The sequence below is a fragment of the Ruegeria sp. CK1 genome, from assembly GCF_056536545.1.
This window is the reverse complement of the sequence record NZ_JBQFPX010000012.1, coordinates 42758-67710: the sequence shown is the minus strand read 5'-3', so window position 1 is coordinate 67710 and position 24953 is coordinate 42758. Positions and strand designations below refer to the sequence as shown.

Below are 24953 nucleotides of genomic sequence, written 5' to 3'. Positions count from 1 at the left end.
CGTTCTCTTTGGTTTAAGGCCCTCCTTAGTTGGTTCTGGAAAATTGTATCGGGGTTAAAGGCGGCCACACCCAACCTTTCTAACCGCAGGTGCCAGCCCGCCGGGACGGGCCGTCGCTGGCGCGCCGGCCTTTGTCCCTGTCCCGTGCTTAGTGCTCACAAGCAGAAAGACGTCAAAAAGCATATATGACCCTGAAAGAGGGTAACACCATCGACGTGTCCACCGGTCTCGGATAGGACCCATCTTTGGAGAGAGATAAAGGCCCCCGCGAAAGCGGGGTTTTTTTGTTGTGGCTTTTGCGAAGTTCAACAGACGCTGAGCTCAGCTAAAAAGAGCAGGGTTTTATGTTGACACACTGATTGCGAGAGGCAAGCTTGTCGGCGATATTGTAGAGATTTGATAAGCTTGGAGATTTTCGTGGCAGATGAATGGCACGTAAAATGGTTGCAGGAAGGCGTTTCGAGATGGAATAAGCGCCGCAAAAGAGTAGACTTTGAGCCCGATTTATCTGGTGTGCGTTTCTTCGATTTGCTTCCTCCAGATTTTCGGGATGATCCTAAAACGTCACGTTACTTCGAAGGGATCGATCTGAGCGGCGCCAATCTTCGGATGGCCGATCTCTCTGGGATGAATTTCGCCAAAGGTAAGTTCGCTGACGCAGATTTGGCCGGCTCTAATTTGTCACTTTCGAATTTTACTAGTGCGAAATTTGTTCGCGCTGTTCTCGAGGGCGCTAACTTCGAAAACTCTATTCTCGACCGAGCTGTGTTCGAAGACTCTGCTTTGGACGGAGCTAGGTTTGGTGAGGCCAGTGTATCCGAGGCTATTTTCATATCAGTTGAACTACAAAGCAATCAAATACAAGAACTGAGTAGCTCTCGATACGAAGTGTTCTCTTCTAAAGCAAACTATGAAGCATCGATTTCTGAGACTACAGGCCAATCGATGAAAAGAGCAGATGCTTCTTCTGGCGCACCCGATGACAAGAAAACCTCGAAGAACAAATACGACGTATTCTTTGGGACAAACAGGTCACCGGTTTTTGAAAGAGGTGCGTTGGTTGGGTTTGATGGAAACCTCAATTCTGAATTGAGCTATGGCCTGTGTGAAGTGATAGTCCCGGAAGACCATAAGGTCGGTGGACCGAAGGGCTCGATTGGATCTCGATTGTGGAAAAGACTGCGAAACAAAAGCGATGATCGCCTAAGAATCGAGAATTTAATTGCGCTGAATCAAGCCCTGTTTTTCGAGCATTTGAGGGCGTCTTCCTTGAAAATGAAGGTACGGGCTAGGCCAACGATTTTTGTTCACGGTTTCAACAACTCGTTTGAGGATGCTGTCTTAAGGGCGGCGCAAATTGGGTTCGATCTCAAAATTGGTCAAGGAATCGGTCTTTTTAGTTGGCCGTCAAAAGGTAAATTCCTAAAATACTCCGCCGATGAGGCAAGCAGCGAAGCGAGCAAGTATATGCTTGCTGACTTTATTGAACAATTTGTAGCCCAAACAGACAAGGGCGGTGTGAACATTATCGCGCATAGCATGGGTTGTAGATGTCTACTGGGTACTATTGAAGTGCTCTCAAACGGACGCTCACGCGTTCTTAAATCGGTGCACCAATTGGTCTTGGCTGCTGCAGATATTGAAACGGCTATTATGCCAAATCAGGGTAAGCACGCTGTTAAGTATTCAACGCGAACCACATCATATGTGTCTGACAAAGACCAAGCACTGCGGGCGTCAGGCTGGCTGCACAGTTTTCCACGCGTGGGTGTTACGCCTCCGACTTATGTGATGAATGGAATGGATACGGTACTGGTAAATGATCTCGACCTAGGCGGATTTTCTCACGCCTACGTAAGTACAAGTCGGACTGTTTTGACGGATATCTTTTCGCTCTTGAAGGACAACCCCCCCACCAGAACATCGATTTTCCCTCGAGCCTATGGTGGTCGACGGTTCGGGATACTGGCGAATTAGGAATTAGACTGCGAAGGCAGATATTGTAGATGGAGTCTTAAATGTTTCTCCCCCTATAGACACCTACCCCCAACCCTGTTACATGCTCCCAATCTTGCGGCCTCGGATTCGTTCCGGGGCCTCTGATATTTTTAACCGGGGACCTTCGGGGCCCTATACCCTTGGCACCTACGGGGGCCTATCACATAGCGGGGAAACTCCCTGCACTTGCTAAACGGAAGACAGAAAGCATGGCACTCAAGTCGTACAAGCCGACGACGCCGGGCCAGCGCGGGCTGGTGCTGATCGACCGTTCGGAGCTTTGGAAAGGACGTCCGGTCAAGTCTCTCACAGAGGGTTTGACCAAATCGGGCGGCCGGAACAACACCGGACGGATCACTTCACGCCGCCGCGGCGGTGGCGCAAAGCGTCTCTACCGGATCGTTGACTTCAAACGGAATAAATTTGATGTCGCGGCAACCGTCGAGCGGATCGAATATGACCCGAACCGGACCGCATTCATCGCACTGGTAAAATACGAAGACGGCGAGCAGGCGTATATCCTGGCTCCGCAGCGTCTGGCTGTTGGTGATAAAGTCGTGGCATCCGCCAAGGCCGACATCAAGCCGGGCAACGCAATGCCGTTCTCGGGCATGCCCATTGGTACCATCGTCCACAACATCGAGATGAAGCCTGGCAAAGGCGGTCAGATCGCACGTGCGGCCGGTACTTACGCTCAGTTCGTTGGTCGCGATGGCGGTTACGCTCAGATCCGTCTGAGCTCGGGCGAGCTGCGCATGGTCCGTCAGGAATGCATGGCCACCGTTGGTGCCGTGTCCAACCCCGACAACTCGAACCAGAACCTCGGTAAAGCCGGTCGTATGCGCCACAAAGGCGTTCGCCCGTCGGTTCGTGGTGTTGCAATGAACCCGATCGATCACCCACACGGTGGTGGTGAAGGTCGTACCTCGGGTGGCCGTACACCGGTTACGCCGTGGGGTAAGGACACCAAGGGTAAGCGTACCCGCAACAAGAACAAAGCGTCCCAGAAGCTGATCATCCGCTCGCGGCACGCCAAGAAGAAGGGACGTTAATCTATGTCTCGCTCTGTTTGGAAGGGTCCTTTCGTCGATGCTTACGTGCTGAAAAAAGCCGAAGCAGCGCGCGAGTCGGGCCGCAACGAAGTCATCAAAATCTGGTCGCGTCGTTCCACCATTCTGCCCCAGTTCGTGGGTCTGACCTTTGGTGTGTACAACGGCCAGAAGCACATTCCCGTCAACGTCTCGGAAGACATGATCGGTCAGAAGTTCGGTGAATACTCGCCGACCCGCACCTATTATGGCCACGCCGCAGACAAAAAAGCGAAGCGGAAGTAAGTCATGGGCAAGGAAAAGAACCCCCGCCGCGTGGCTGAAAACGAAGCAATGGCGAAAACTCGCATGCTTCGCACCAGCCCGCAGAAACTGAACCTGGTTGCGCAAATGATCCGCGGCAAGAAAGTTGAGAAGGCTCTGACCGACCTGACTTTCTCGAACAAGCGTGTCGCTCAGGACGTCAAGAAGTGCCTGCAATCCGCGATCGCGAATGCCGAGAACAACCACAATCTGGACGTTGACGAACTGATCGTCGCCGAAGCATGGGTTGGCAAGAACCTGGTCATGAAGCGCGGTCGTCCGCGTGCCCGTGGCCGTTTCGGCAAGATCATGAAGCCGTTCTCGGAGATCACCATCAAGGTGCGTCAAGTTGAGGAGCAAGCCTAATGGGTCATAAAGTAAATCCGATCGGCATGCGCCTGCAGGTCAACCGCACCTGGGACAGCCGCTGGTACGCCGACACCAAGGACTACGGTGATCTTCTGCTGGAAGACCTCAAGATCCGTGAGTTCATCAACAAAGAGTGCAAGCAGGCCGGTGTTGCACGTGTGATCATCGAACGTCCGCACAAGAAGTGCCGCGTTACGATCCACACAGCACGTCCCGGTGTCATCATCGGCAAGAAAGGTGCAGACATCGAAGTTCTGCGCAAAAAGCTTGCTCGTATGACCGACAGCGAACTGCACCTGAACATCGTCGAAGTGCGCAAGCCCGAGCTTGACGCGCAGCTGGTTGCCGAGTCGATCGCTCAGCAGCTGGAGCGCCGCGTCTCGTTCCGCCGCGCGATGAAGCGGTCGGTTCAGAACGCCATGCGCATGGGCGCCCTGGGTATCCGGGTGAACGTCGCTGGTCGTCTGGGCGGCGCCGAAATCGCACGGACCGAGTGGTACCGCGAAGGCCGCGTGCCTCTGCACACCCTGCGTGCCGACATCGATTACGCACATGCCGAAGCGATGACTCCTTACGGGATCATCGGGATCAAGGTCTGGATCTTCAAAGGTGAGATCATGGAACACGATCCGCAGGCACGTGACCGTAAAGCACAGGAACTCCAGGACGGCCCTGCACCTCGTGGTGCTGGTGGCGGTCGTCGCTAAGGAGGGAAAGATATGCTTCAACCAAAGCGTACTAAATTCCGCAAGATGCACAAAGGCCGGATCAAGGGTCTCGCCAAAGGCGGCTCTGATCTGAACTTTGGCACCTACGGCCTGAAAGCTCTCGAGCCTGAGCGTGTAACCGCACGCCAGATCGAAGCTGCACGTCGTGCCATGACGCGTCATATGAAGCGTCAGGGTCGTGTCTGGATCCGCATCTTCCCCGACACTCCGGTCACGGCAAAGCCGATCGAAGTTCGTATGGGTAAAGGTAAAGGTTCGGTCGACCGCTGGGCATGCAAAGTCAAGCCTGGCCGCGTGATGTTCGAAATCGACGGCGTCAATGACGACATCGCCCGCGAGGCCCTGCGCCTGGCCGCGATGAAGCTGCCGATCAAGACCCGCGTCGTGGTTCGCGAAGACTGGTAAACCGGTCCTTCCAGAAAATAAGAAAACCCCGCCGACTTGGCGGGGTTTTTTGTTTTTTTAGCAGTATGAGTTACGCTCTGTCAGAACGCATGCTTCAACGCGTATTTTTTGAAGTGAGTTTAGAACAGGGAGTTTTCAAATGGTTTCCAGCTCAGATATCGCGGCAATTGACGACGGCTTCTTCGCTGCCTTGAATGCCATGTTTGAGGGTGACGTAGGACCGATGGAGGCACTGTGGTCCCACGCAGAGGATGTTATCTATATGGGCCCGTCCACCAACCTTTTTCACGTTGGATGGAAAGTTACCGATCAGGATTGGACCGTGCAGGGTCAGGCCCATCTGGGTGGCTCGATCAAAGTGCTTAAGAGACATGTTTTTGTGGGCGAGACACTTGCCACTGTGCATCATTATTCCGAGGTGACCGGGCAGGGCGATGGATCCAACATTCGAATGCGTGGCACCAACGTCTATCGCAATGAATCCGGTGCGTGGAAACTGATTGCACATCACTCGGATCCGCTGCCGTATATCGACTTGTGATAATCGGGACCGGTTTGGCAAAGACGCGGCCTTTTCGGCTATCGCACCTTGTTCTCAATTGGGGTAAGGGACGGCCATGGCTCAGATTGAATCACTCTTCGTTACCCGTCTCTACCGCGCAGCTTTGTCCGAGTTCGATCCCAAGATCGACCCGGAAGAACTGGAAAGCTCTTGCCTTGTCATCGCCGAGGATGATGAGGCTGGGCAGGAATGGTGTGAGGAGAACGGCTATCCCGGTTACACCAGCTATGCCTCTCTGACCGATCTGCCGTGGCGGTTTCCGATCTTCGCCGATTTGATCTCGGCTTTGGACCAGCACGTAGCGGCCTTTGCCAAGGATCTGGAGTTTGATCTGGGTGAGGGCGCGTTGAAGCTGGAAGATCTGTGGATCAACATCCTGCCCGAGGGCGGGATGCATTCCAGCCATCTACACCCGCATAGCGTCATTTCAGGGACGACCTATGTCGCGATGCCTGAAGGGGCTAGCGCGTTGAAGCTGGAAGACCCCAGATCAGGACGTATGATGGCAGCACCTACGCGTCTCAAGGGTGGGCGGAGAGATTTGCAGCCGTTCATCTATATGAAACCGCAGGTAGGCGACGTCCTGCTCTGGGAAAGTTGGCTGCGCCACGAGGTGCCGATGAACATGGCCGAAGAAGAGCGGATTTCCGTCAGTTTTAATTATAAGTGGGATTAGGCTTATTGAGTGACCCAACCTTGTATCTGAACTCACTCAGACAACATTTCTCACATTTGAAAGTCGTTTTAGTCTGAAGGTGGTGAACTTGCTCTATCCAGAACTCACTTTAGGCCACATTGCTTTTGCGACTGGCGCTTTGTCTTTTTCATTTGATTTAACGTTTTATTCTGAGATTGCTTAAGTGCAAACATTTCCTTTTCGCGAGATTCTCCATAATACATCGCTTCCGTCCACAAAGCATAAAATTCCGGGGACATGTTCTTATGGGCGATATCCGCCAAGCAAAGGCATTGCTCAATAGACATGCCGTTCAAGCGGTTGTCTGCATTTGCTTTGCTGCAAACGTCTTTGCTAGAGATCGTTTGGGCTTGCGCGGAACCTGCAATTAGAGTTAGCGCTATTGCTGAGAGTACATTTTTCATTAATTTACTCTCTTAAAACAATTATTTACCCTTTCAGCTACCAATTTTGAAATTGTTGCGCAAGTTTTGCGTGAAATTTTCTCTGTTGACTCGCCTATGTTTCTCTAACTTCTCGTATACAATGCAGCCTTCGAAACTTTCCCTTGCCACCCACCCCCTAAACCCTTATACGGCGGCATCCTGCGATCACCCGGCTGAGTCGGGGGATTCGTATGTCTATCATTCATCCACCAGGTCCAAGGTGACCCTGTCAGGGGCCTTCTGGTGTTTTGAGCAAAGGAAAAAGGCGATGAACGCCCAAGAACTGCGTGACAAGACCCCGGACCAGCTCCGCGAGGAACTGGCCAACCTGAAGAAAGAAAGCTTTAACCTGCGCTTTCAACAGGCAACCGGTCAGCTGGAAAACACCGCCGGCATCAAAGCGGCCCGCCGCAACGCTGCCCGCGTCAAAACCATTCTGAACGAAAAGGCCGCTGCTGCGGCATCCGAGGAGTAATCAGATGCCCAAGCGTATCCTGTCCGGCACCGTAACAAGCGACGCAAACGAACAGACCGTAACCGTTCTGGTCGAGCGTCGTTTCAAGCACCCGCTGCTGCACAAAACCGTTCGTAAGTCCAAGAAGTATCGGGCTCACGACGAAAAGAACGCCTTCAAGGTCGGTGACACCGTACGCATCATCGAATGCGCACCGAAATCGAAGACGAAACGTTGGGAAGTTCTGGAAGCGTAAGCTTCCGGGATTTTTCCATTTGTCGAAACCCTGGGGGATCTAACGAGACCAGCCCCCACAGGTCGGGAGAAACCACATGATCCAGATGCAGACCAATCTGGATGTCGCTGACAACTCTGGCGCTCGCCGAGTTCAGTGCATCAAGGTCCTGGGTGGTTCCAAGCGTAAATACGCCTCCGTTGGCGACATCATTGTCGTCTCGGTGAAGGAAGCCATCCCGCGCGGCCGCGTAAAGAAAGGTGACGTCCGTAAGGCCGTCGTCGTACGCACCGCCAAGGAAGTCCGTCGCGAAGACGGCACCGCGATCCGTTTTGATCGCAACGCCGCCGTCATCCTGAACAACAACAACGAGCCCGTAGGTACCCGTATCTTTGGCCCCGTTGTTCGTGAACTGCGCGGCAAGAACTTCATGAAAATCATCTCGCTGGCTCCGGAGGTGCTGTAATCATGGCTGCTAAACTCCGCAAAGGCGACAAGGTCGTCGTGCTGGCCGGCAAGGATAAGGGCAAAGAGGGCACCATTACCTCTGTTGACCCGAAAGCCGGTAAAGCTGTTGTCGATGGCATCAACATCGCCATCCGCCACACCCGTCAGTCGCAAACCTCGCAAGGTGGCCGCCTGCCTCAGGCAAACCCAATCGAGCTGTCGAACCTGGCACTGCTGGACAAGAACGGCAAAGCAACCCGCGTTGGCTTCCGCATGGAAGGCGACAAGAAGGTCCGCTTCGCCAAGACCACAGGGGACGTGATCGATGCTTGATAACGCAACCTACACCCCGCGTCTGAAAGCTCAGTACGCCGAAACAATCCGTGCCGCTCTGAAAGAAGAGTTTGGCTACAAGAACGACATGCAGCTGCCCAAGCTGGAGAAAATCGTTCTGAACATCGGTTGTGGTGCTGAAGCGGTTAAAGACTCGAAGAAAGCGAAAGCTGCTGTCGAAGATCTAACTGCGATTGCTGGTCAACAGGCCGTTGCAACCAAGGCGAAGAAGTCGATCGCGGGTTTCCGCGTCCGTGAAGATATGCCGCTGGGTGCGAAAGTAACCCTGCGCGGCGACCGGATGTACGAATTCCTGGATCGTCTGATCACCATCGCGCTGCCGCGCGTTCGTGACTTCCGCGGTGTTAAACCTTCTTTCGATGGTCAGGGCAACTTTGCCATGGGCATGAAAGAACACATCGTTTTCCCGGAAATCGATTTCGACAAGGTCGACGAAGTCTGGGGCATGGACATCGTAATTGCCACCACAGCGAAAACCGACGCTGAAGCAAAGGCACTGTTGAAAGCATTCAACATGCCCTTCAACGCATAAGCGCCGGGAGGATTAAGACATGGCTAAGAAAGCAATGATCGAACGCGAAAAGAAGCGCGAACGCCTGGTGGCCAAATATGCCGCAAAGCGTGCCGAGCTGAAAGAAATCGCGAATGACGAGAGCAAGCCGATGGAAGAGCGCTTCAAGGCGCGTCTGAAACTGGCGAAACTGCCGCGCAATAGCTCGGCTACCCGTCTGCACAACCGTTGTCAGCTGACCGGTCGTCCCCACGCTTACTACCGTAAGCTGAAGGTCAGCCGTATCGCGCTGCGCGAGCTGGGTTCTGCTGGTCAGATCCCCGGCATGGTGAAATCGAGCTGGTAAGGGAGACATAGATATGAATGATCCTATCGGCGATATGCTCACCCGTATCCGCAACGCGCAAATGCGCGGCAAGTCCACCGTTTCCACCCCGGCGTCCAAGCTGCGCGGTTGGGTTCTGGACGTGCTGGCGGACGAAGGCTACATCCGTGGCTATGAAAAGACGACCGGTGAAAACGGTCATCCGGCCATCGAAATCAGCCTGAAGTACTACGAAGGCACCCCTGTTATTCGCGAACTGAAGCGGGTCTCGAAGCCCGGTCGCCGCGTATACATGGGCGTCAATGACATCCCGCAGGTCCGTCAGGGTCTGGGCGTGTCGATTGTCAGCACTCCGAAAGGTGTGATGTCGGACGCAAACGCTCGCTCCAACAATGTTGGCGGCGAAGTGCTCTGCACCGTCTTCTAAGGAGGTCTGCAATGTCTCGTATTGGTAAAAAACCGGTCGAGCTGCCCAGCGGCGTTTCCGCCTCTGTGTCGGGTCAGACCATCGAAGTCAAAGGTCCGAAAGGCACCCGCAGCTTCACCGCAACTGACGATGTTTCCCTGTCGGTCGAAGACAACGTGGTCAAAATTGATCCGCGTGGTTCGTCCAAGCGTGCGCGTCAGCAGTGGGGCATGAGCCGCACCATGGTTGCCAATCTGGTGACCGGTGTGACCCAAGGCTTCAAAAAAGAACTGGAGATCCAAGGTGTGGGTTACCGGGCTCAGATGCAGGGCAACACCCTGAAGCTGAACCTGGGCTACAGCCACGATGTTGATTTCACTGCTCCGGAAGGTGTCACCATCACCGCGCCGAAGCAGACCGAGATTGTTGTGGAAGGTATCGACCAGCAGCAGGTGGGCGAAGTCGCGGCCAAAATCCGCGAATGGCGCCGTCCCGAGCCGTACAAAGGCAAGGGCATCCGCTACAAGGGCGAATTCATCTTCCGCAAAGAAGGCAAGAAGAAGTAAGGACGCAAACAATGGCAAACAGCAAAAGAACCCTGTTTCTGAAGCGCCGCCTGCGCGTTCGGAACAAACTTCGCAAAGTCAACGCTGGCCGTGTACGCCTGTCGGTTCACCGTTCGAACAAGAACATCAGCGTTCAGCTGATCGACGACGTTCGTGGCGTGACCCTGGCTTCTGCCTCGACCCTGGAAAAAGATCTGGGTGTTGTTGGCAAGAACAACGTCGAAGCGGCCACCAAAGTGGGCGCGGCTATCGCCGAGCGTGCCAAAAAGGCGGGCGTCGAAGAGGCCTATTTCGATCGTGGTGGCTTCCTGTTCCACGGCAAAGTGAAGGCTCTGGCCGACGCTGCGCGTGAAGGTGGTTTGAAGATCTAAGACCTGCGGGCGGGTTTCGATCCGCCCCGATGATCCGGGGGCCCCTGGCGTTAGTCGGGGCTCACTTGGATTGAACTAAACGGCGCCGAGAGCGCCTCTAGAGAAAAGGGATGCCAAATGGCAGAACGTGAAAACCGTCGGGGCCGTGGCCGCGACCGTGAAGAAGCACCGGAATTTGCAGATCGTCTGGTCGCAATCAACCGCGTGTCGAAAACCGTAAAAGGTGGTAAGCGCTTTGGCTTCGCCGCTCTGGTGGTTGTCGGCGATCAGAAAGGCCGCGTCGGCTTTGGCAAAGGTAAAGCGAAAGAAGTACCTGAAGCCATCCGTAAGGCGACTGAGCAAGCCAAGCGTCAGATGATCCGCGTGCAACTGCGCGAAGGTCGTACCTTGCACCACGATATCGAGGGCCGTCACGGCGCTGGTAAAGTGGTTATGCGTACCGCACCTGAAGGTACTGGTATCATTGCCGGTGGTCCGATGCGTGCTGTGTTCGAAATGCTGGGCGTCAAGGACGTTGTGTCCAAGTCGCTGGGCTCGCAGAACCCGTACAACATGATCCGCGCCACCATCAACGGCCTGCAGAAAGAGCAGAGCCCGCGTTCGGTTGCCGCACGTCGTGGCAAAAAGGTTGCTGACATCCTGCCCAAGCGGGACGAAGCCCCTGTGGCCGAAGCGCCTGCTGCTGAAGCAGAAGCATAAGGAGAGCGACCCATGGCAAAAACCATCGTCGTCAAGCAGATCGGCTCCCCGATCCGCCGCCCCGCCGAACAGCGCGCAACCCTGATCGGCCTGGGCCTGAACAAGATGCACAAAACCCGTGAGCTGGAGGATACTCCTTCGGTCCGCGGCATGGTCAACAAGATCCCGCATCTGGTTGAGATCATCGAAGAGCGCGGCTAAGCGCCTCTTTCATCGAACAGAGAAACGCCTCCGAATTTTCGGGGGCGTTTTCGTATTTGTAGTACTTGTCTGCCGTGAACCCAAAGCTGACGTTGCTTATCCCGGCCATGCAAAAGTTTGCGAAGACCTTATCAGTGCATCAAGTGCAGGCGAATGTTTTCGGCCTGGGACTGTAAAGGCCGCGATAGTCCTTGAAACTTCTGGCTCAACAAGCGGGCGCTGCAACAAGCCCGGTAGAGTAACCGAGTACTCAGGCATGAAGGCAAAACCAATGCCTGCAGCAACCATTGCTTGCACCCAATCTTCTCGCTCAGACCGAAAGCGCGCGTACAGTTCTACGCCTTTTGACTCACAAACCGACATTACCATCTCGCGCAACTCACAGGCCAAACGATCAACGTAGTTTTCTTGTGATAAGTCTTTGAGTGAAACTGAGTTGAATGTTCCAAGGCGGTGTTCCGGCGGGAAAACAACAACATATCTTTCGACGTAGAGTGGTCTAGCCCTAAACTCCTCTTCCAGCTCTTCAGTCAGCGTCATTAAAGCAACATCAATATCGCCATCGGAAAGTTTTTTCTTTAGGTCTGACGCGCTTGCTTCGTTTACAGACAACTCCAATCCGCTGTGGTTTTTCTCGAATTGAGCTAAAAAGCGGGCAAGGCGAACGTGCCCAATTGTTGATAGGACACCCAAGCGCAGCGGTACCTTTTCGAGCAAACGAAAATTCTGAGCCAGCGCTTGTGTCGCTGCTGCTTCGTCGACGATGTGCTGTAGATGCGGCAGCATAGACTTCCCAAAGTCGCTAACCAGTATTTTCCTACCTTCCCGATGGAAAACCTGTGCACCCAGTTCGGTTTCTAGTGACTTGACGCCCTTGGTAAGCGCTGGTTGGCTCACATTGCATTCTGCAGCAGCCTTGGTGAAATTCAGATGCTTTGCGGCAGATAAGACATATCTAATCTGAGACATCTCCATGTTGGGGCACCTCGTCACTCGTAGCTAATAACAATCATGACGCAGGATACACCGTTTTATCCAAACCTGGAGTTATTAAGTCATAAGGTATTGATAGTTCCCCGAGCCACCGCTCCGTGATGCAATAGATGCACTGGTTTTACTACTCGGAAAGGGAGCGAAATGTCTGTTTTTATGGTCGAACGAAACCTCAAAGGTATCAGCATAGATGACTTGGGCGCTGCTCAAAAAGCTGCGATAGCAACTGCACAAAAAATGACAGCAGATGGAGACAAAATCAGCTACGTTCGCTCGACATTTGCTCCCGAAGACGGGCGTTGCATGTGCTTGTTTGATGGTGAAAGTGCCGATCAAGTTCGTCGATTGAATGATACCGCTGGGTTGCCTTACGAAACGGTCGTGGCAGCTATGGATCTTACTCCGTAACAAATAGGATTTCGTGTTTTGGTTGGGCCTTGGGTATACGCTCCGGGCCCTTCAGTAATTATTAAACAGCTCGACTAAGAATTGCCGGTTCGTCCCGCAAAGCGGACCAAAATCTTAAATGGTATCGAGTGTCCAGATCGCTGGGCCATTCCCTCAACGCATATCGGCTAGACCTAAACTTCAGTTGTTGGCGGTAACAGAAGCGCCTATCTGAACGCTGTCCCAAACAGGAACAAACAAAGCAACATCGGGGAATTCGCCCTGATCACAAAAGGAATTCAGATATGGCTTACACAGCAACAACCACTCACGGCGGCTTTAACCTGACCGCTCGCTTCGGACAGTTCGTCGCAAAGGTAAAAGAGGCATACGCCCTGCGCGTTGATTACAATCGCACCTATGCAGAACTGCAGAGCTTGACCAACCGCGAACTGGACGACATCGGCGTACGCCGCTGCGATATCAAAGACATCGCGCACGATCACGTTTATTGCTCGTAATTCTGCGAACACTCTCTCTGACCCTGAGGCGCCAAACGGCGCCTCTTTTGATTCAAGCGTCTAACTCAACACAACTCCTGAAATTGTAACCCGGCTGCATTGCGACAATACCACATTTGGTGCAAATGCGTTCTGAATGGCCGCGGTGGTCGGTACAATTTGTCGGGAAGAGTTCTTATGGCGCGAGAGTATCAGATCGGAATGCTGTGGGTCGAAGGGCCGCTAAGCTTTCTCGAGCAACTCTGTATCCAGTCCTATTTGGATGCGGGGCAAAGCGTGCGCCTTTATACGTACGACAACGTTACCAATATTCCCGAAGGTGTAGAGCATCGAGATGCCCGTGAAATCTTGCCTGACTCCGAATTCGTGACGCATGGCAGAACCGGTAGCCCCGCGCCGCATTCTGATAAGTTTCGGTATCGTATGTTGGCGCAAGAGGCAGATCTGATATGGGCTGATACAGACGCGTATTGTCTCAAACCGTTCACAACTGAAAACGGTCACTACTATGGGTATCTCCAAGGAGAGGTGGCAATTGGTGTGCTGGCTTTACCCCAGGACAGTGACACACTTGGTAAACTGATCGAATTCACCAATGATCCCTACAAGATTCCGCCGTGGCTCCGGCCGCGCCATCGTAAGCCGTTTGAGGAGGCGCGGCAGAGTGGTTCGCCTGCGAATGTTGCAGAAGCCCTTTGGGGCGTGTGGGGACCGCAGGCGATGACCTGGGCTTTGAGGAAAACGGGCGAAATAAAGTACGCATTGCCTGAACACGTATTCTACCCGGTTAACTTTTCGCAGCGGCGCGCTTTGGCTCGGCCGGGAGCGAATTTAGATAATCATTTTCGGAAAGATACCGTTTCGATTCACTTATATGGCCGCCGCATGCGGGCAATCATGCAAAACAAATATGGCGGCAATCCTGCCCCCGATAGCCTGATAGGCCGATTGCTTGTAAAACATGGTATTGACCCTCTTGCAGCACCCATCCCATCACGTCATGGGGTGAAGGAAAACACGACTCCAGCAGAGGAGTGACACGTCGCAAGCCCTTGGACTTGCCAAGTGATGCCAACAGGCCTATACGCCTCCGGTGGGTTTTTGCCCATGAGAATCAAAACCAAGAAATGCCGTGGTTGACCCATCACGCTTCGGGGGTCACATCCGGCTTAGGAGAAGCGAAATGAAACTGCACGAATTGCGCGACAATCCTGGCGCCACACCGAAACGCACGCGCGTTGGCCGTGGTCCCGGTTCCGGCAAAGGTAAAATGGGTGGCCGTGGTATCAAAGGCCAGAAATCCCGTTCGGGTGTAGCCATTAATGGCTATGAAGGCGGCCAGATGCCGCTGTACCAACGCCTGCCTAAGCGTGGCTTCAACAAGCCGAACCGCAAGGAATTCGCCGTTATCAATCTGGGCCTGATCCAGAAATTCGTCGACGCCGGCAAGCTGGACGCCAAAGCTGCAATCACCGAGGACGCACTGGTTGCATCCGGTCTGGTTCGCCGCAAGCTGGACGGTATCCGTGTGCTGGCCAAGGGCGAAATCAGCGCTAAAGTGAAACTGGAAGTAACTGGTGCTTCGAAAGCTGCCGTAGAGGCAGTTGAAAAAGCGGGCGGTTCACTGACGGTCACAAAAGCTGCTGCGGCAGAGTAAGCGCTTGTGAGCGGGCCAAGACCCGCTTACATAGACCTCAGAGTTTTCCTAGACGCCGCCCGAGCCGGAAAACGGTTCCGGGCGGTGTTTTCATAAGAGAGACCGATTAATGGTATCAGCAGCAGAACAAATGGCAGCCAATACAAGCTGGGCTGCCCTTGGCAAAGCCACCGATCTGCGCAACCGCATCCTGTTCACGCTGGGTTTGCTGATCGTCTATCGTCTGGGCACCTTTATTCCGGTGCCGGGGATCGACGGGCAGGCGCTGCGCGAGTTCATGGAGCAGGCGGGGCAAGGCATCGGCGGCATGGTTTCGATGTTTACCGGCGGGGCGCTGGGGCGGATGGGCATATTTGCCCTAGGTATTATGCCCTATATCTCGGCGTCGATCATCGTACAGCTGCTGACTTCCATGGTTCCTGCGCTTGAGCAGCTCAAGAAAGAGGGCGAGCAGGGCCGCAAGAAGATCAACCAATACACCCGTTTCGGCACCGTGGCGCTGGCCACCGTCCAGGCCTATGGTCTGGCGGTTTCGCTTGAATCGGGCGATTTGGCGACCGATCCGGGGATGTTCTTCCGCCTGTCGACCATGATCACCTTGGTCGGTGGCACCATGTTTCTGATGTGGCTGGGTGAGCAGATCACCGCACGCGGCATCGGCAACGGTATCTCACTGATCATTTTCGTCGGCATCATTGCCGAAGTTCCAGCCGCACTGGCGCAGTTCTTTGCGTCGGGTCGCTCGGGTGCAATCAGCCCTGCCGTGATCGTCGGTGTAATCGTGATGGTTATCGCCGTGATTACTTTTGTGGTGTTCATGGAACGCGCATTGCGCAAAATCCACATCCAATACCCGCGTCGTCAGGCCGGTATGAAAGTTTATGAGGGCGGATCAAGCCACTTGCCGGTCAAAGTGAACCCGGCGGGCGTTATCCCGGCGATTTTTGCCAGCTCGCTGCTCCTGCTTCCGGTAACGATCTCGACATTCTCGTCCGGCGCGACAAGCGGCCCGGTGATGTCGTGGCTATTGGCCAACTTTGGCCCCGGACAGCCGCTGTACCTGCTGTTCTTCGCCTCGATGATCGTGTTCTTTGCGTACTTCTATACGTTCAACGTGTCGTTCAAACCCGATGACGTTGCGGACAACCTAAAAAAGCAAAACGGCTTTGTACCGGGTATCCGCCCAGGCAAGAAAACTGCCGAGTATCTGGAATACGTGGTCAACCGTGTCTTGGTGTTGGGTTCGGCCTATCTGGCGGCGGTCTGCTTGCTACCGGAAATTCTGCGGAACCAGTTTGCCATCCCGTTCTATTTCGGCGGCACCTCGGTTCTGATTATCGTCTCTGTGACCATGGACACGATCCAACAGGTCCAGAGCCACCTGTTGGCGCATCAATACGAAGGGCTGATCGAAAAGTCCCAACTGCGCGGCAAGGGTAAGAAACGCGGCAGGAAGGGACCAGCTCGTCGATGAACATCATTCTTCTTGGCCCCCCGGGGGCTGGTAAAGGGACGCAAGCACGTCACTTGGTCGAAACACGCGGCATGGTTCAGCTGAGCACCGGCGACATGCTGCGCGAGGCCAAAACCTCGGGCACCGAGATGGGCCAGAAAGTTGCAGCGATCATGGACGCTGGCAAGCTGGTCACTGATGAAATCGTGATCGGTCTTATCGAAGAGAAACTGACCACTCAGAAAGGTGCCGGTTTTATCTTCGACGGTTTCCCGCGGACTCTGGCGCAGGCAGATGCTTTGGCGGCTCTGCTGGCCAAGTTGGGACAGTCGCTGCATACCGTCATCGAAATGCGCGTGGATGACGAAGCTTTGGTGCAGCGGATCACGGCACGCTCGACCTGCGGTGGCTGCGGTGAGGTCTATAATGACGTCACCAAGCCGATCCCTGCCGATGGAAAATGCACCAATTGTGGCAAGGAAAACGACTTCCAGCGTCGTGCGGATGACAACGAAGACAGTCTGCGCACTCGTCTGATGGAATACTACAAAAAGACTTCGCCACTGATCGGATACTATTATGCCAAGGGCGATCTGCGCCCGGTCAATGGTCTAGCTGAGATCAAGGAGGTCACGGCCTCTATTAAGGCTATTCTTGGCTAACTTTAGGTTGGGGCTTGACGGCCCCATCAAAAGCCCATATCGACCCCCATCCCTAAAGGGAATCAAGACCGCATGCGGGATTCGTTCCGTTTGCCCCGACCACCTCGAATAATGCTGAACCCTCTGGCGACACTGCCATGGTTAAGCGTTGTGAAAAAAGGTTCTGGAGTTACGGAACCGCAACGAAAAGGAAAGTTACACGTGGCACGTATTGCCGGCGTAAACATCCCGACTGCAAAGCGGGTACCTATCGCCCTCACATATATCACCGGTATCGGCAACACTTCGGCTAAAGCGATCTGCGAAGCCGTAGGCATTGAAGCGACTCGTCGCGTCAACGAGCTGTCCGACGCCGAAGTTCTGAAAATCCGCGAATTTATCGACGAAAACTTCACCGTCGAAGGTGACCTGCGTCGTGAAGTTCAGATGAACGTCAAGCGCCTGATGGACCTGGGCTGCTATCGCGGTCTGCGTCACCGCCGCAACCTGCCGGTTCGCGGTCAGCGCACCCACACCAATGCTCGTACCCGCAAAGGCCCCGCAAAGGCCATCGCTGGTAAGAAGAAATAAGGGAGGGTCTGACTGATGGCACGTGATAAGACTCGCGTTAAGCGCAAAGAGCGTAAGAACATCGCATCGGGCGTTGCCCATGTGAACTCGACCTTCAACAACACCAAGATCCTGATCTCGGACGTACAGGGCAACGCCATCTCGTGGTCGTCTGCCGGTACCATGGGCTTCAAAGGATCGCGGAAATCGACACCCTACGCCGCTCAGATGGCTGCAGAAGACGCAGGCAAGAAGGCGCAGGAACATGGCGTCAAGACGCTGGAAGTCGAAGTTCAGGGCCCCGGTTCGGGTCGTGAATCGGCTCTGCGTGCGTTGGCTGCAGTGGGCTTCAATATCACGTCGATCCGCGACGTGACTCCGATCGCCCACAACGGCTGCCGCCCACCGAAGCGCCGCCGCGTCTAAGCGACTTTGAATTGAGCTGGGGCCAGTGTTTTTGCACGGCCCCAGCACGTCATTTTAAACCTCGGGCGTCTGCACCTTGTTGGTCATGGGGCGCGGACAGGAATGGAGGGATTACATGATCCATAAGAATTGGGCAGAATTGATCAAGCCTACGCAGCTGGACGGTAAGCCGGGCAACGATCCCGCACGCCAGGCGACGCTGGTTGCTGAACCGCTGGAGCGTGGCTTTGGTCTGACATTGGGCAACGCGCTGCGCCGCGTTCTGATGAGCTCGCTGCAAGGCGCGGCCATCACCAGCGTTCAGATCGACAACGTCCTGCACGAGTTCAGCTCGGTTGCCGGTGTGCGTGAAGACGTCACCGACATCATCCTGAACCTCAAAGGCGTTTCCCTGCGCATGGAAGTCGAAGGTCCCAAGCGCCTGTCGATCAATGCCAAAGGCCCCGCCGTTGTCACCGCTGGCGACATCAGCGAAAGCGCCGGTATCGAGGTTCTGAACCGCGATCACGTCATCTGCCACCTGGACGATGGCGCTGACCTGTTCATGGAACTGACCGTCAACACTGGCAAAGGTTACGTCTCGGCTGAGAAGAACAAGCCCGAAGACGCGCCCATCGGCCTGATCCCGATCGACGCGATCTATTCGCCGGTCAAGAAGGTTGCCTATGACGTTCAGCCGACCCGTGAAGGTCAGGTTCTGGACTATGACAAGTTGACCCTGAAAATCGACACCGATGGTTCGATCACGCCAGAAGACGCGTTGGCCTTTGCTGCACGCATCCTGCAGGATCAACTGTCGATCTTCGTCAACTTCGACGAGCCGGAATCGGCTGGCCGTCAGGACGAAGACGATGGTTTGGAGTTCAACCCGCTGCTGCTGAAGAAAGTGGACGAGCTCGAGCTGTCGGTCCGTTCGGCAAACTGCCTGAAGAACGACAACATCGTTTACATTGGCGACCTGATCCAGAAAACCGAAGCCGAGATGCTGCGCACCCCGAACTTCGGCCGCAAGTCGCTGAACGAGATCAAAGAAGTGCTGTCCGGTATGGGTCTGCACCTTGGCATGGATGTCGAGGATTGGCCGCCCGACAACATCGAAGATCTGGCCAAGAAATTCGAAGACGCGTTCTAAGCGCGTCTTCCCCAATGCCCGGGCGTCCGGGGACAAAATGGGCACTTCCGCCCCAAGGAGAGCCGGTGACACGCATCGCCGGCCAGACAAAGCAAAACGCGAAAGAAGGAACTAGAAAATGCGTCACGCACGTGGTTACCGCCGCCTGAACCGTACTCATGAGCACCGTAAGGCTCTGTTTGCGAACATGGCTGGCTCGCTCATTGAGCATGAGCAAATCAAAACAACTCTGCCTAAGGCAAAAGAACTGCGCCCGATCATCGAAAAGCTGGTCACTCTGGGCAAGCGCGGCGACCTGCACGCTCGCCGTCAGGCCGCATCGCAGCTGAAAGAAGACAAAGACGTCGCAAAGCTGTTCGAAGTTCTGGGCCCCCGCTACGCCGAGCGTAAGGGCGGTTATGTCCGCATCCTGAAAGCTGGCTTCCGCTATGGCGACATGGCTCCGATGGCGATCATCGAATTCGTTGATCGTGACGTCGACGCCAAAGGCGCGGCTGACAAAGCACGCGTTGCTGCCGAAGAGGCCGCAGACGAAGAATAAGATAGCCCGGCTATCTATAGTTAAGCCCCTGCGTTTTGGACGTAGGGGCTTTTTTTGTTGCGAAACGAAGGCCGCCGGGATCGGTTCTACTTGCCTTCTGCCTTATGAATGTCGCTCTCTGATGTCCCCGCAGACAGGTTGGCGTCTGAAAAAGCAGGTGTTTCCGGCAGCTCCAGATGCAATGTCGAGGTGTGGTCGATGTCTATTTGCCCGCTGGTCAACGTATAATCCAGCACGTGCCCTCCAGTTCCGTAGTCATCTGAAATGAAATGCAGATGATAACCGGGAACCCCAATCCCCACAGCGTAATCGGGACAACGAAATCCAAGAATTGTGCCATCTACGTCATTCAGTTCGAACTGGGCCTGCGTTTTGACGACCTCTAGCAAGGGTTTGTAAGGGCGTTCTTGCCGTAATACGTTCCGAAATTTGATATGCTTGATCCGACCGGTAAAGCGAACCGCGTAGAACAGGTTCCTCTCTGCTGCCTGTGCGTCCAATTGGCCTTCAAACCCCAACTTGTCGGTTTCAGCGCTCAGTTCAAATGAAACGGTCGGTTGGAAATTGATGACTGCCGCGTACGGGGTCAAATCCGTATCGCTTGCCCTATTGGCCTTGCCGTCGCCATCCAGACGATAAGCCACACCATCCAACACGATCATTTCCCCATCTAACGCATTGAAGGTACCCAGACCAAAATCACCATGGCGAAGCAACTCTCCAATTGAAACGGTCCCGTCATAGACCCCTTGCATTATGGCGCTGAGCAACGAGGCCTGATAATATTCGTGTGCGTTGTTTTCCGTGCCCGATTGCCCGGCCTGCTGGTGGCTGGAGACAGCGGTTGCAAAGGTCAGTTCCCGGTCCTGATGCATGGGGTTATCTCCCTCAGGTTCAATTGCGTTTTGATCAATGCCCTTGATCCTACTTGATTGATCCAAAATACGGTACCACGCGCGACGCATGATCACTTGCAATCCGAACCGCAGCCCCGCATATCCTTTTGGCGACATCGCCGGAGGGGTATTTATGCTGCGAGTCCTATTTTCCCTTTTGTTGCTGACGGGGGCGGCCAACGCTGAAACCCGCGTGCCCACATCACAAGCTGAAATCAGCCTTGGCTTTGCACCGGTGGTAAAAGAGGCATCTCCAGCAGTGGTCAATATTTACGCCAAGATTGTGCGTCAGGGGCGGGCGAACCCGTTCTTTTCGGATCCGTTCTTTAAGGATTTCTTTGGTGGCGGATTTGAAGAACCACGGCCGCGGGTGCAGAACTCACTTGGATCGGGGGTGATCCTGTCGGCCGACGGTTATGTCGTTTCGAATTATCACGTTGTTGGCACAGCCACGGAAATTCGCGTCGTGACGACGGATCGCCGGGAGTATTCAGCACAGGTTGTTCTGGGCGACAAGGAAAGCGATATCGCAATTCTGCGGCTTGAACAGGCCGAAGATCTGCCCTTCCTGCAACTACGAAATTCGGACCATGTTGAGGTCGGAGAATTGGCGCTGGCAATTGGCAACCCGTTCGGCGTGGGTCAGACGGTGTCATCTGGGATCATATCAGGGCTTGCGCGAACGGGCGCAGCGACCGGCAACGAGAGGGGCTATTTCGTTCAGACCGATGCGGCCATCAATCCTGGGAATTCCGGCGGGGCATTGATTGACGTGAATGGTGACCTGATTGGGATAAATACCGCGATCCTGACCCGTTCGGGTGGTTCGAACGGTATCGGGTTCGCCATTCCAGCTAATCTGGTGGCGGAATTTCTGCGACAGGCGCAAGAAGGCAATGAAAGTTTTATAAGCCCGTGGGCTGGTATGGCAGGTCAGCATATGAGCGTAGATATCGCCGAGTCGCTTGGGTTGGTGATTCCGCTGGGCGTCGTGATTTCCGACCTGCACCCACTCAGCCCACTGGCCGAAGCCGGTTTGCGGGTAGGCGATGTGGTAACCCATGTGGATGGGGATGAGGTGAATTCTCCTGCCGAGATGAAGTTCCGCATGTCCGTAGCGGGCGTGGGCGGTACTTCAGTTGTTACGCGGCTGCGAGGTGAGGATAATGCCGAGGTCGAGGTGGCGCTGATCAGGGCACCGGAAACTCCGGCGGCGGAAGAAACCACACTAGATGATCGCACGGTGATGCCGGGCCTTACGATTTCTCGTATCAACCCGGCTGTAATTACTAAGATGGGGCTGGTGCTGTCGCAGACCGGCGTGGTTGTAGTTGACGCGGGACGATACGGAGGTCGTTCGGGCCTTCGCGTGGGGGATGTCGTCAATAGTATTAATGGCACCCAGATTGCACACCCACAGGATGTGATCGACGCGCTGACCGATCCGGGGCGTCGGTTGAACCTGGACATTCTGCGTGGTGGGCGGTCGGTTTCCTTGCGGTTTCGACTGTAACCTGATGAGCGACCTTTTCGACACCGGGGCCGCAGAGCCCGCGCATCGCCCGCTGGCGGACCGATTACGGCCGCAAACGCTAGCGGAAGTTATCGGGCAAGAGCAGGTTTTGGGGCCGGATGCGCCGCTGGGGGTTATGTTGACTTCGGGCAGCCTGTCCAGTCTGGTGTTCTGGGGACCTCCGGGTGTTGGGAAAACGACCATCGCGCGGCTGCTGGCGCAGGAAACCGATCTGCACTTTGTTCAGATAAGTGCGATTTTCACCGGTGTGCCAGATCTAAAAAAAGTTTTCGAAGCCGCCAAGATACGCCGCCAGAACGGGCAGGGCACGTTGCTGTTTGTCGACGAGATTCACCGTTTCAACAAAGCCCAGCAGGATGGCTTTCTGCCGCATATGGAAGACGGGACGATCCTTTTGGTCGGCGCCACGACCGAGAACCCGTCCTTTGAGCTGAACGCCGCTGTGCTCAGCAGGGCGCAGGTGCTGGTGTTGGAGCGTCTCAGCCTGGCAGATCTGGAGCGCCTGACACAACGAGCGGAAAAAGAACTGGATCGCGCGCTGCCGCTCACTGGTCCTACCCGCGAAGCCCTGCAGGAAATGGCAGACGGCGACGGGCGTGCGCTGTTGAACCTGATCGAACAGATTGCTGCGTGGAAGGTTGATGCGCCACTGGACCCAGACGCGCTGTCCACTCGGCTCATGCGACGGGCGGCGAAATACGACAAGTCCGGAGACGAGCACTACAACCTGATCTCGGCGCTGCACAAATCGGTGCGCGGGTCCGACCCGGACGCGGCGCTCTACTGGTTCGCGCGGATGCTGACCGGGGGCGAGGACCCGCGCTATCTGGCTCGGCGGATTACACGGATGGCGGTCGAAGATATTGGGCTGGCCGATCCACAGGCACAGGCGATTTGTCTGCAATCGTGGCAGACCTATGAACGGTTGGGCAGCCCCGAGGGCGAATTGGCCTTGGCGCAAGCGCTGGTTTATCTTGCCTTGGCGCCGAAATCGAACGGAGCCTATGTGGGTTTCAAAGCGGCGATGCGGCTGGCCAAGCAATCAGGCAGCGAACCACCGCCCAAACACATCCTGAACGCGCCGACCTCGTTGATGAAGGATCAGGGCTATGGCGCGGGCTATGCTTACGACCATGATGCCGAGGATGGGTTTTCGGGCCAGAACTACTTTCCCGAAGGTATGGAGAGGCCCGAGCTGTATCAGCCTGTCGAACGTGGCTTCGAGCGCGAGTTGAAAAAGCGGCTGGACTATTTCGCCAAGCTTCGGTCACAGCGGAACGGTTGACTCTTTGCATTTGGCACGCCACAGACGCGCATGATTTCTATGGCACTTACAGACGGGTTTACCGCGCGGATGATCTGCGCGATGCAAGGGATATCGGCATGAGCGGCGTACAGATGATCACCGTGGCAGAAGGTGACGGCGACCAGCGGCTAGATCGGTGGCTGCGCCGCCTGTTCCCGCACGTCAGCCAGGGCCGTATCGAGAAGATGTGCCGCAAGGGCGAACTGCGTGTGGAAGGTGGCAGGGTTAAGGCTTCGACCCGGCTTGAGTCAGGGCAAGTCGTGCGCGTGCCACCTTTGCCTGAAGCAGATCACAAGCCTGCCGAGGTCAAGCGACGTATCTCGGATGCGGATGCCAAGATGATCCAGTCTTGCGTGATTTACCGTGACGATCATGTTCTGGCTCTGAACAAGCCACATGGCCTTCCAGTGCAAGGTGGCAGCGGTCAAACCCGCCACGTGGACGGCCTGTCCGAGGCCTTGCGGTTTGGCTATGACGAAAACCCCCGCCTTGTTCATAGGTTGGACAAGGACACATCCGGCGTTTTGCTGTTGGCCCGTACGCGTGAGGCGGCCAAAGGGTTGACGGCTGCGTTCCGTCACCGTGATACGCGCAAGATTTACTGGGCCTTAGTGGCCGGGGTCCCGACCCCTTATTTGGGTGAAATCAAGACGGGGTTGGTCAAGGCATCGGGCCACGGTAAGCAGGGCGAAGGTGAAAAAATGTTCGCCGTGCATATGAACGAGGTCAACGACACGCCAGGCGCGAAACGGGCGCATACGCTTTATGCAACGCTGTATCGTGTCGCGGGACGCGCAGCCTGGGTGGCTATGGAGCCGATCACTGGCCGCACGCACCAACTGAGGGCCCATATGGCTGCGATTGGGCATCCTATCATTGGCGACGGTAAATATGGCGGTTCGGGGCAAGAAAATCTGGGCGATGGTTGGGGCGCGCAGTTGGGTGGAATCATCAGTAAGAAGCTACACTTGCATGCGCGGCAAGCCTCGTTCCAGCATCCGGTGACGCGTAAAGACATCACAATCACCGCGCCTTTGCCAGAGCATATGAAACACAGCTGGGACACCTTCGGCTGGACCGAAGACCTGGCCGCAGAAGACCCCTTTGAGGAATTGCAATGAGCAAACCTCTGCGTTTAGTGCTGTTCGATGTGGATGGCACTTTGGTCGACAGTCAGGGCAGTATCGTAGCGGCAATGACCGCCAGCTTCGATGCTCTGTCTCTGCCCGTACCCGACCGTACAGAGATTCTGTCCATTGTCGGTCTGTCCTTGCCCATCGCCATGGAACGGTTGGCGTCGGATCAGTCAATCAATGTTCAGCGCAGTCTGGTCGACGGCTACAAACAAGCTTACCACGCACATCGGCTTGAACAGGGGACGGCAAGCTCTCCATTGTATCCTGGGGCGCGAGAGATCATCGAAGCGCTGCATGCGGTGCCCGAGATTCTGCTGGGCGTGGCGACTGGGAAGTCTCAGCGCGGTCTGGATGCGTTGATCGAGGGGCATGGGTTGGAGCGCTATTTTGTCACCCGACAGGTTGCGGATCACCATCCGTCCAAACCCCACCCTTCGATGATCGATACAGCCCGCGGCGAAACCGGGGTGGATGAGGGAAATACGGTCATGATCGGTGATACTCGGTTCGATATGGACATGGCGCGCGCGGCCGGGGTCGCAAGTGTTGGTGTGACATGGGGCTATCACGACCGCTCTGCGCTGGACGGTGCAACCCGCGTTATTGAAACCTTTGACCAGCTGCCACGGGCGCTGGATGACATCTGGACCTAAAA

Annotated in this window: 36 protein-coding genes; 33 read left to right on the top strand and 3 right to left on the bottom strand. The window is 55.2% G+C overall.

Going from position 1 to position 24953, the window contains the following annotated elements:
* Positions 1 to 417 precede the first annotated feature (417 nt).
* From ACR0L3_RS19405 to ACR0L3_RS19370, 8 genes are all read left to right on the top strand, one after another.
* On the top strand, positions 418 to 1977 hold the full coding sequence (locus ACR0L3_RS19405; protein WP_480747431.1) for an alpha/beta hydrolase: 1560 nt from the start codon (positions 418 to 420) through the stop codon (positions 1975 to 1977).
* A 230-nt stretch (positions 1978 to 2207) separates the two neighbouring features.
* Positions 2208 to 3050 (top strand): 50S ribosomal protein L2, encoded by an 843-nt coding sequence (rplB, locus tag ACR0L3_RS19400; protein WP_008757664.1) that lies wholly within the window; start codon positions 2208 to 2210, stop codon positions 3048 to 3050.
* A gap of 3 nt (positions 3051 to 3053) precedes the next feature.
* Positions 3054 to 3332 (top strand): 30S ribosomal protein S19, encoded by a 279-nt coding sequence (gene rpsS, locus ACR0L3_RS19395; protein WP_005980699.1) that lies wholly within the window; start codon positions 3054 to 3056, stop codon positions 3330 to 3332.
* A 3-nt stretch (positions 3333 to 3335) separates the two neighbouring features.
* Entirely contained in the window at positions 3336 to 3716 is a 381-nt protein-coding gene (gene rplV, locus ACR0L3_RS19390) for a 50S ribosomal protein L22 (protein WP_039538267.1), read from the top strand.
* The gene (gene rpsC / locus ACR0L3_RS19385; RefSeq protein ID WP_008758042.1) at positions 3716 to 4426 is read left to right on the top strand and encodes a 30S ribosomal protein S3; all 711 of its coding nucleotides are present in this window, start codon (positions 3716 to 3718) and stop codon (positions 4424 to 4426) included. The genes rplV and rpsC overlap by 1 nt, the downstream gene beginning before the upstream one ends.
* A 12-nt stretch (positions 4427 to 4438) precedes the next feature.
* The gene (gene rplP / locus ACR0L3_RS19380) at positions 4439 to 4852 is read left to right on the top strand and encodes a 50S ribosomal protein L16 (protein WP_058283513.1); all 414 of its coding nucleotides are present in this window, start codon (positions 4439 to 4441) and stop codon (positions 4850 to 4852) included.
* 139 nt (positions 4853 to 4991) lie between these two features.
* Entirely contained in the window at positions 4992 to 5393 is a 402-nt protein-coding gene (locus ACR0L3_RS19375) for a YybH family protein (protein WP_480747430.1), read from the top strand.
* A 76-nt stretch (positions 5394 to 5469) separates the two neighbouring features.
* Positions 5470 to 6090: a 2OG-Fe(II) oxygenase family protein gene (locus ACR0L3_RS19370; RefSeq protein WP_480747429.1), complete on the top strand. Its 621-nt coding sequence runs from the start codon at positions 5470 to 5472 to the stop codon at positions 6088 to 6090.
* Positions 6091 to 6194: 104 nt separating this feature from the next.
* Here the strand turns inward: ACR0L3_RS19370 and ACR0L3_RS19365 are convergent, their stop codons facing one another.
* A complete protein-coding gene (locus ACR0L3_RS19365) occupies positions 6195 to 6515 on the bottom strand; it encodes a hypothetical protein (protein WP_480747428.1) in 321 nt (106 codons plus the stop codon).
* Positions 6516 to 6804: 289 nt separating this feature from the next.
* Between ACR0L3_RS19365 and rpmC the strand changes: the two genes are divergently transcribed.
* From rpmC to rpmD, 11 genes are all read left to right on the top strand, one after another.
* Positions 6805 to 7011, top strand: a complete 207-nt coding sequence (gene rpmC / locus ACR0L3_RS19360) for a 50S ribosomal protein L29 (RefSeq protein ID WP_010437082.1) — start codon at positions 6805 to 6807, stop codon at positions 7009 to 7011.
* A gap of 4 nt (positions 7012 to 7015) precedes the next feature.
* Positions 7016 to 7246: a 30S ribosomal protein S17 gene (gene rpsQ / locus ACR0L3_RS19355; RefSeq protein ID WP_170495397.1), complete on the top strand. Its 231-nt coding sequence runs from the start codon at positions 7016 to 7018 to the stop codon at positions 7244 to 7246.
* 76 nt (positions 7247 to 7322) lie between these two features.
* Positions 7323 to 7691 carry a 50S ribosomal protein L14 gene (gene rplN, locus ACR0L3_RS19350; protein ID WP_008757934.1) on the top strand — a complete coding sequence of 123 codons (369 nt, stop codon included), beginning with the start codon at positions 7323 to 7325 and terminating at the stop codon, positions 7689 to 7691.
* Positions 7692 to 7693: 2 nt separating this feature from the next.
* Positions 7694 to 8005, top strand: a complete 312-nt coding sequence (gene rplX, locus ACR0L3_RS19345; protein WP_010437096.1) for a 50S ribosomal protein L24 — start codon at positions 7694 to 7696, stop codon at positions 8003 to 8005.
* On the top strand, positions 7998 to 8558 hold the full coding sequence (gene rplE / locus ACR0L3_RS19340; protein WP_480747426.1) for a 50S ribosomal protein L5: 561 nt from the start codon (positions 7998 to 8000) through the stop codon (positions 8556 to 8558). The genes rplX and rplE overlap by 8 nt, the downstream gene beginning before the upstream one ends.
* A 19-nt stretch (positions 8559 to 8577) precedes the next feature.
* On the top strand, positions 8578 to 8883 hold the full coding sequence (gene rpsN, locus ACR0L3_RS19335; RefSeq protein WP_010437098.1) for a 30S ribosomal protein S14: 306 nt from the start codon (positions 8578 to 8580) through the stop codon (positions 8881 to 8883).
* 13 nt (positions 8884 to 8896) lie between these two features.
* A complete protein-coding gene (gene rpsH / locus ACR0L3_RS19330) occupies positions 8897 to 9289 on the top strand; it encodes a 30S ribosomal protein S8 (RefSeq protein WP_068340741.1) in 393 nt (130 codons plus the stop codon).
* Positions 9290 to 9300: 11 nt separating this feature from the next.
* Entirely contained in the window at positions 9301 to 9834 is a 534-nt protein-coding gene (gene rplF, locus ACR0L3_RS19325; protein ID WP_170387776.1) for a 50S ribosomal protein L6, read from the top strand.
* 11 nt (positions 9835 to 9845) lie between these two features.
* Positions 9846 to 10205, top strand: coding sequence for a 50S ribosomal protein L18 (gene rplR / locus ACR0L3_RS19320; protein WP_170663171.1), 360 nt, complete (start codon positions 9846 to 9848; stop codon positions 10203 to 10205).
* A 117-nt stretch (positions 10206 to 10322) separates the two neighbouring features.
* Positions 10323 to 10904 carry a 30S ribosomal protein S5 gene (gene rpsE, locus ACR0L3_RS19315; RefSeq protein WP_480747425.1) on the top strand — a complete coding sequence of 194 codons (582 nt, stop codon included), beginning with the start codon at positions 10323 to 10325 and terminating at the stop codon, positions 10902 to 10904.
* A 12-nt stretch (positions 10905 to 10916) separates the two neighbouring features.
* Entirely contained in the window at positions 10917 to 11105 is a 189-nt protein-coding gene (gene rpmD / locus ACR0L3_RS19310) for a 50S ribosomal protein L30 (RefSeq protein WP_008757946.1), read from the top strand.
* Between the two features lie 96 nt (positions 11106 to 11201).
* Here rpmD and ACR0L3_RS19305 read toward each other — a convergent pair whose 3' ends face one another.
* Positions 11202 to 12080, bottom strand: a complete 879-nt coding sequence (locus ACR0L3_RS19305; RefSeq protein WP_480747423.1) for a LysR family transcriptional regulator — start codon at positions 12078 to 12080, stop codon at positions 11202 to 11204.
* Between the two features lie 162 nt (positions 12081 to 12242).
* On the opposite strand from ACR0L3_RS19305, the gene ACR0L3_RS19300 reads away from it, so the two are divergent.
* The 10 genes from ACR0L3_RS19300 to rplQ all read left to right on the top strand — a co-directional run bounded on the left by ACR0L3_RS19300 (position 12243) and on the right by rplQ (position 19426).
* Positions 12243 to 12506, top strand: a complete 264-nt coding sequence (locus tag ACR0L3_RS19300; protein WP_480747422.1) for a DUF4242 domain-containing protein — start codon at positions 12243 to 12245, stop codon at positions 12504 to 12506.
* A gap of 284 nt (positions 12507 to 12790) precedes the next feature.
* Positions 12791 to 13006 (top strand): DUF1127 domain-containing protein, encoded by a 216-nt coding sequence (locus ACR0L3_RS19295; protein ID WP_480747420.1) that lies wholly within the window; start codon positions 12791 to 12793, stop codon positions 13004 to 13006.
* A gap of 177 nt (positions 13007 to 13183) precedes the next feature.
* Complete coding sequence (locus ACR0L3_RS19290) at positions 13184 to 14044, top strand: hypothetical protein (RefSeq protein WP_480747418.1); 861 nt, start codon at positions 13184 to 13186, stop codon at positions 14042 to 14044.
* A gap of 145 nt (positions 14045 to 14189) precedes the next feature.
* The gene (rplO, locus tag ACR0L3_RS19285) at positions 14190 to 14663 is read left to right on the top strand and encodes a 50S ribosomal protein L15 (RefSeq protein ID WP_480747416.1); all 474 of its coding nucleotides are present in this window, start codon (positions 14190 to 14192) and stop codon (positions 14661 to 14663) included.
* Between the two features lie 109 nt (positions 14664 to 14772).
* Positions 14773 to 16137, top strand: coding sequence for a preprotein translocase subunit SecY (gene secY / locus ACR0L3_RS19280; RefSeq protein WP_480747414.1), 1365 nt, complete (start codon positions 14773 to 14775; stop codon positions 16135 to 16137).
* On the top strand, positions 16134 to 16778 hold the full coding sequence (locus ACR0L3_RS19275; protein WP_480747412.1) for an adenylate kinase: 645 nt from the start codon (positions 16134 to 16136) through the stop codon (positions 16776 to 16778). Before secY ends, ACR0L3_RS19275 begins: the two co-directional genes overlap by 4 nt.
* A gap of 201 nt (positions 16779 to 16979) precedes the next feature.
* Positions 16980 to 17348 carry a 30S ribosomal protein S13 gene (gene rpsM, locus ACR0L3_RS19270; protein WP_170377641.1) on the top strand — a complete coding sequence of 123 codons (369 nt, stop codon included), beginning with the start codon at positions 16980 to 16982 and terminating at the stop codon, positions 17346 to 17348.
* A gap of 15 nt (positions 17349 to 17363) precedes the next feature.
* Positions 17364 to 17753: a 30S ribosomal protein S11 gene (rpsK, locus tag ACR0L3_RS19265; protein WP_008757289.1), complete on the top strand. Its 390-nt coding sequence runs from the start codon at positions 17364 to 17366 to the stop codon at positions 17751 to 17753.
* Positions 17754 to 17868: 115 nt separating this feature from the next.
* Positions 17869 to 18885, top strand: coding sequence for a DNA-directed RNA polymerase subunit alpha (locus ACR0L3_RS19260; protein WP_010437127.1), 1017 nt, complete (start codon positions 17869 to 17871; stop codon positions 18883 to 18885).
* A gap of 118 nt (positions 18886 to 19003) precedes the next feature.
* Positions 19004 to 19426 carry a 50S ribosomal protein L17 gene (rplQ, locus tag ACR0L3_RS19255; protein ID WP_480747410.1) on the top strand — a complete coding sequence of 141 codons (423 nt, stop codon included), beginning with the start codon at positions 19004 to 19006 and terminating at the stop codon, positions 19424 to 19426.
* An 86-nt stretch (positions 19427 to 19512) separates the two neighbouring features.
* On the opposite strand, the gene budA is transcribed toward rplQ, so the two are convergent.
* Entirely contained in the window at positions 19513 to 20301 is a 789-nt protein-coding gene (budA, locus tag ACR0L3_RS19250) for an acetolactate decarboxylase (RefSeq protein WP_480747408.1), read from the bottom strand.
* A 154-nt stretch (positions 20302 to 20455) separates the two neighbouring features.
* Between budA and ACR0L3_RS19245 the strand changes: the two genes are divergently transcribed.
* The 4 genes from ACR0L3_RS19245 (at position 20456) to ACR0L3_RS19230 (ending at position 24951) form a co-directional block, all read left to right on the top strand.
* Entirely contained in the window at positions 20456 to 21835 is a 1380-nt protein-coding gene (locus ACR0L3_RS19245; protein ID WP_480747407.1) for a trypsin-like peptidase domain-containing protein, read from the top strand.
* A 4-nt stretch (positions 21836 to 21839) separates the two neighbouring features.
* Positions 21840 to 23141: a replication-associated recombination protein A gene (locus ACR0L3_RS19240; RefSeq protein WP_480747405.1), complete on the top strand. Its 1302-nt coding sequence runs from the start codon at positions 21840 to 21842 to the stop codon at positions 23139 to 23141.
* A gap of 98 nt (positions 23142 to 23239) precedes the next feature.
* On the top strand, positions 23240 to 24283 hold the full coding sequence (locus ACR0L3_RS19235) for an RluA family pseudouridine synthase (RefSeq protein ID WP_480747444.1): 1044 nt from the start codon (positions 23240 to 23242) through the stop codon (positions 24281 to 24283).
* Positions 24280 to 24951, top strand: a complete 672-nt coding sequence (locus tag ACR0L3_RS19230; RefSeq protein ID WP_480747404.1) for an HAD-IA family hydrolase — start codon at positions 24280 to 24282, stop codon at positions 24949 to 24951. The genes ACR0L3_RS19235 and ACR0L3_RS19230 overlap by 4 nt, the downstream gene beginning before the upstream one ends.
* The last annotated feature ends 2 nt before the right edge of the window (positions 24952 to 24953 follow it).

Excerpts from the sequence above, each read along its gene's own strand:
- rplB (WP_008757664.1), top strand. The coding sequence starts at position 2,208 with ATGGCACTCAAGTCGTACAAGCCGACGACGCCGGGCCAGCGCGGGCTG.
- rpsS (WP_005980699.1), top strand. The coding sequence starts at position 3,054 with ATGTCTCGCTCTGTTTGGAAGGGTCCTTTCGTCGATGCTTACGTGCTG.
- rplV (WP_039538267.1), top strand. The coding sequence starts at position 3,336 with ATGGGCAAGGAAAAGAACCCCCGCCGCGTGGCTGAAAACGAAGCAATG.
- rpsC (WP_008758042.1), top strand. The coding sequence starts at position 3,716 with ATGGGTCATAAAGTAAATCCGATCGGCATGCGCCTGCAGGTCAACCGC.
- rplP (WP_058283513.1), top strand. The coding sequence starts at position 4,439 with ATGCTTCAACCAAAGCGTACTAAATTCCGCAAGATGCACAAAGGCCGG.
- ACR0L3_RS19375 (WP_480747430.1), top strand. The coding sequence starts at position 4,992 with ATGGTTTCCAGCTCAGATATCGCGGCAATTGACGACGGCTTCTTCGCT.
- ACR0L3_RS19370 (WP_480747429.1), top strand. The coding sequence starts at position 5,470 with ATGGCTCAGATTGAATCACTCTTCGTTACCCGTCTCTACCGCGCAGCT.
- ACR0L3_RS19365 (WP_480747428.1), bottom strand. The coding sequence starts at position 6,515 with ATGAAAAATGTACTCTCAGCAATAGCGCTAACTCTAATTGCAGGTTCC.
- rpmC (WP_010437082.1), top strand. The coding sequence starts at position 6,805 with ATGAACGCCCAAGAACTGCGTGACAAGACCCCGGACCAGCTCCGCGAG.
- rpsQ (WP_170495397.1), top strand. The coding sequence starts at position 7,016 with ATGCCCAAGCGTATCCTGTCCGGCACCGTAACAAGCGACGCAAACGAA.
- rplN (WP_008757934.1), top strand. The coding sequence starts at position 7,323 with ATGATCCAGATGCAGACCAATCTGGATGTCGCTGACAACTCTGGCGCT.
- rplX (WP_010437096.1), top strand. The coding sequence starts at position 7,694 with ATGGCTGCTAAACTCCGCAAAGGCGACAAGGTCGTCGTGCTGGCCGGC.
- rplE (WP_480747426.1), top strand. The coding sequence starts at position 7,998 with ATGCTTGATAACGCAACCTACACCCCGCGTCTGAAAGCTCAGTACGCC.
- rpsN (WP_010437098.1), top strand. The coding sequence starts at position 8,578 with ATGGCTAAGAAAGCAATGATCGAACGCGAAAAGAAGCGCGAACGCCTG.
- rpsH (WP_068340741.1), top strand. The coding sequence starts at position 8,897 with ATGAATGATCCTATCGGCGATATGCTCACCCGTATCCGCAACGCGCAA.
- rplF (WP_170387776.1), top strand. The coding sequence starts at position 9,301 with ATGTCTCGTATTGGTAAAAAACCGGTCGAGCTGCCCAGCGGCGTTTCC.
- rplR (WP_170663171.1), top strand. The coding sequence starts at position 9,846 with ATGGCAAACAGCAAAAGAACCCTGTTTCTGAAGCGCCGCCTGCGCGTT.
- rpsE (WP_480747425.1), top strand. The coding sequence starts at position 10,323 with ATGGCAGAACGTGAAAACCGTCGGGGCCGTGGCCGCGACCGTGAAGAA.
- rpmD (WP_008757946.1), top strand. The coding sequence starts at position 10,917 with ATGGCAAAAACCATCGTCGTCAAGCAGATCGGCTCCCCGATCCGCCGC.
- ACR0L3_RS19305 (WP_480747423.1), bottom strand. The coding sequence starts at position 12,080 with ATGGAGATGTCTCAGATTAGATATGTCTTATCTGCCGCAAAGCATCTG.
- ACR0L3_RS19300 (WP_480747422.1), top strand. The coding sequence starts at position 12,243 with ATGTCTGTTTTTATGGTCGAACGAAACCTCAAAGGTATCAGCATAGAT.
- ACR0L3_RS19295 (WP_480747420.1), top strand. The coding sequence starts at position 12,791 with ATGGCTTACACAGCAACAACCACTCACGGCGGCTTTAACCTGACCGCT.
- ACR0L3_RS19290 (WP_480747418.1), top strand. The coding sequence starts at position 13,184 with ATGGCGCGAGAGTATCAGATCGGAATGCTGTGGGTCGAAGGGCCGCTA.
- rplO (WP_480747416.1), top strand. The coding sequence starts at position 14,190 with ATGAAACTGCACGAATTGCGCGACAATCCTGGCGCCACACCGAAACGC.
- secY (WP_480747414.1), top strand. The coding sequence starts at position 14,773 with ATGGTATCAGCAGCAGAACAAATGGCAGCCAATACAAGCTGGGCTGCC.
- ACR0L3_RS19275 (WP_480747412.1), top strand. The coding sequence starts at position 16,134 with ATGAACATCATTCTTCTTGGCCCCCCGGGGGCTGGTAAAGGGACGCAA.
- rpsK (WP_008757289.1), top strand. The coding sequence starts at position 17,364 with ATGGCACGTGATAAGACTCGCGTTAAGCGCAAAGAGCGTAAGAACATC.
- ACR0L3_RS19260 (WP_010437127.1), top strand. The coding sequence starts at position 17,869 with ATGATCCATAAGAATTGGGCAGAATTGATCAAGCCTACGCAGCTGGAC.
- rplQ (WP_480747410.1), top strand. The coding sequence starts at position 19,004 with ATGCGTCACGCACGTGGTTACCGCCGCCTGAACCGTACTCATGAGCAC.
- budA (WP_480747408.1), bottom strand. The coding sequence starts at position 20,301 with ATGCATCAGGACCGGGAACTGACCTTTGCAACCGCTGTCTCCAGCCAC.
- ACR0L3_RS19245 (WP_480747407.1), top strand. The coding sequence starts at position 20,456 with ATGCTGCGAGTCCTATTTTCCCTTTTGTTGCTGACGGGGGCGGCCAAC.
- ACR0L3_RS19240 (WP_480747405.1), top strand. The coding sequence starts at position 21,840 with ATGAGCGACCTTTTCGACACCGGGGCCGCAGAGCCCGCGCATCGCCCG.
- ACR0L3_RS19235 (WP_480747444.1), top strand. The coding sequence starts at position 23,240 with ATGAGCGGCGTACAGATGATCACCGTGGCAGAAGGTGACGGCGACCAG.
- ACR0L3_RS19230 (WP_480747404.1), top strand. The coding sequence starts at position 24,280 with ATGAGCAAACCTCTGCGTTTAGTGCTGTTCGATGTGGATGGCACTTTG.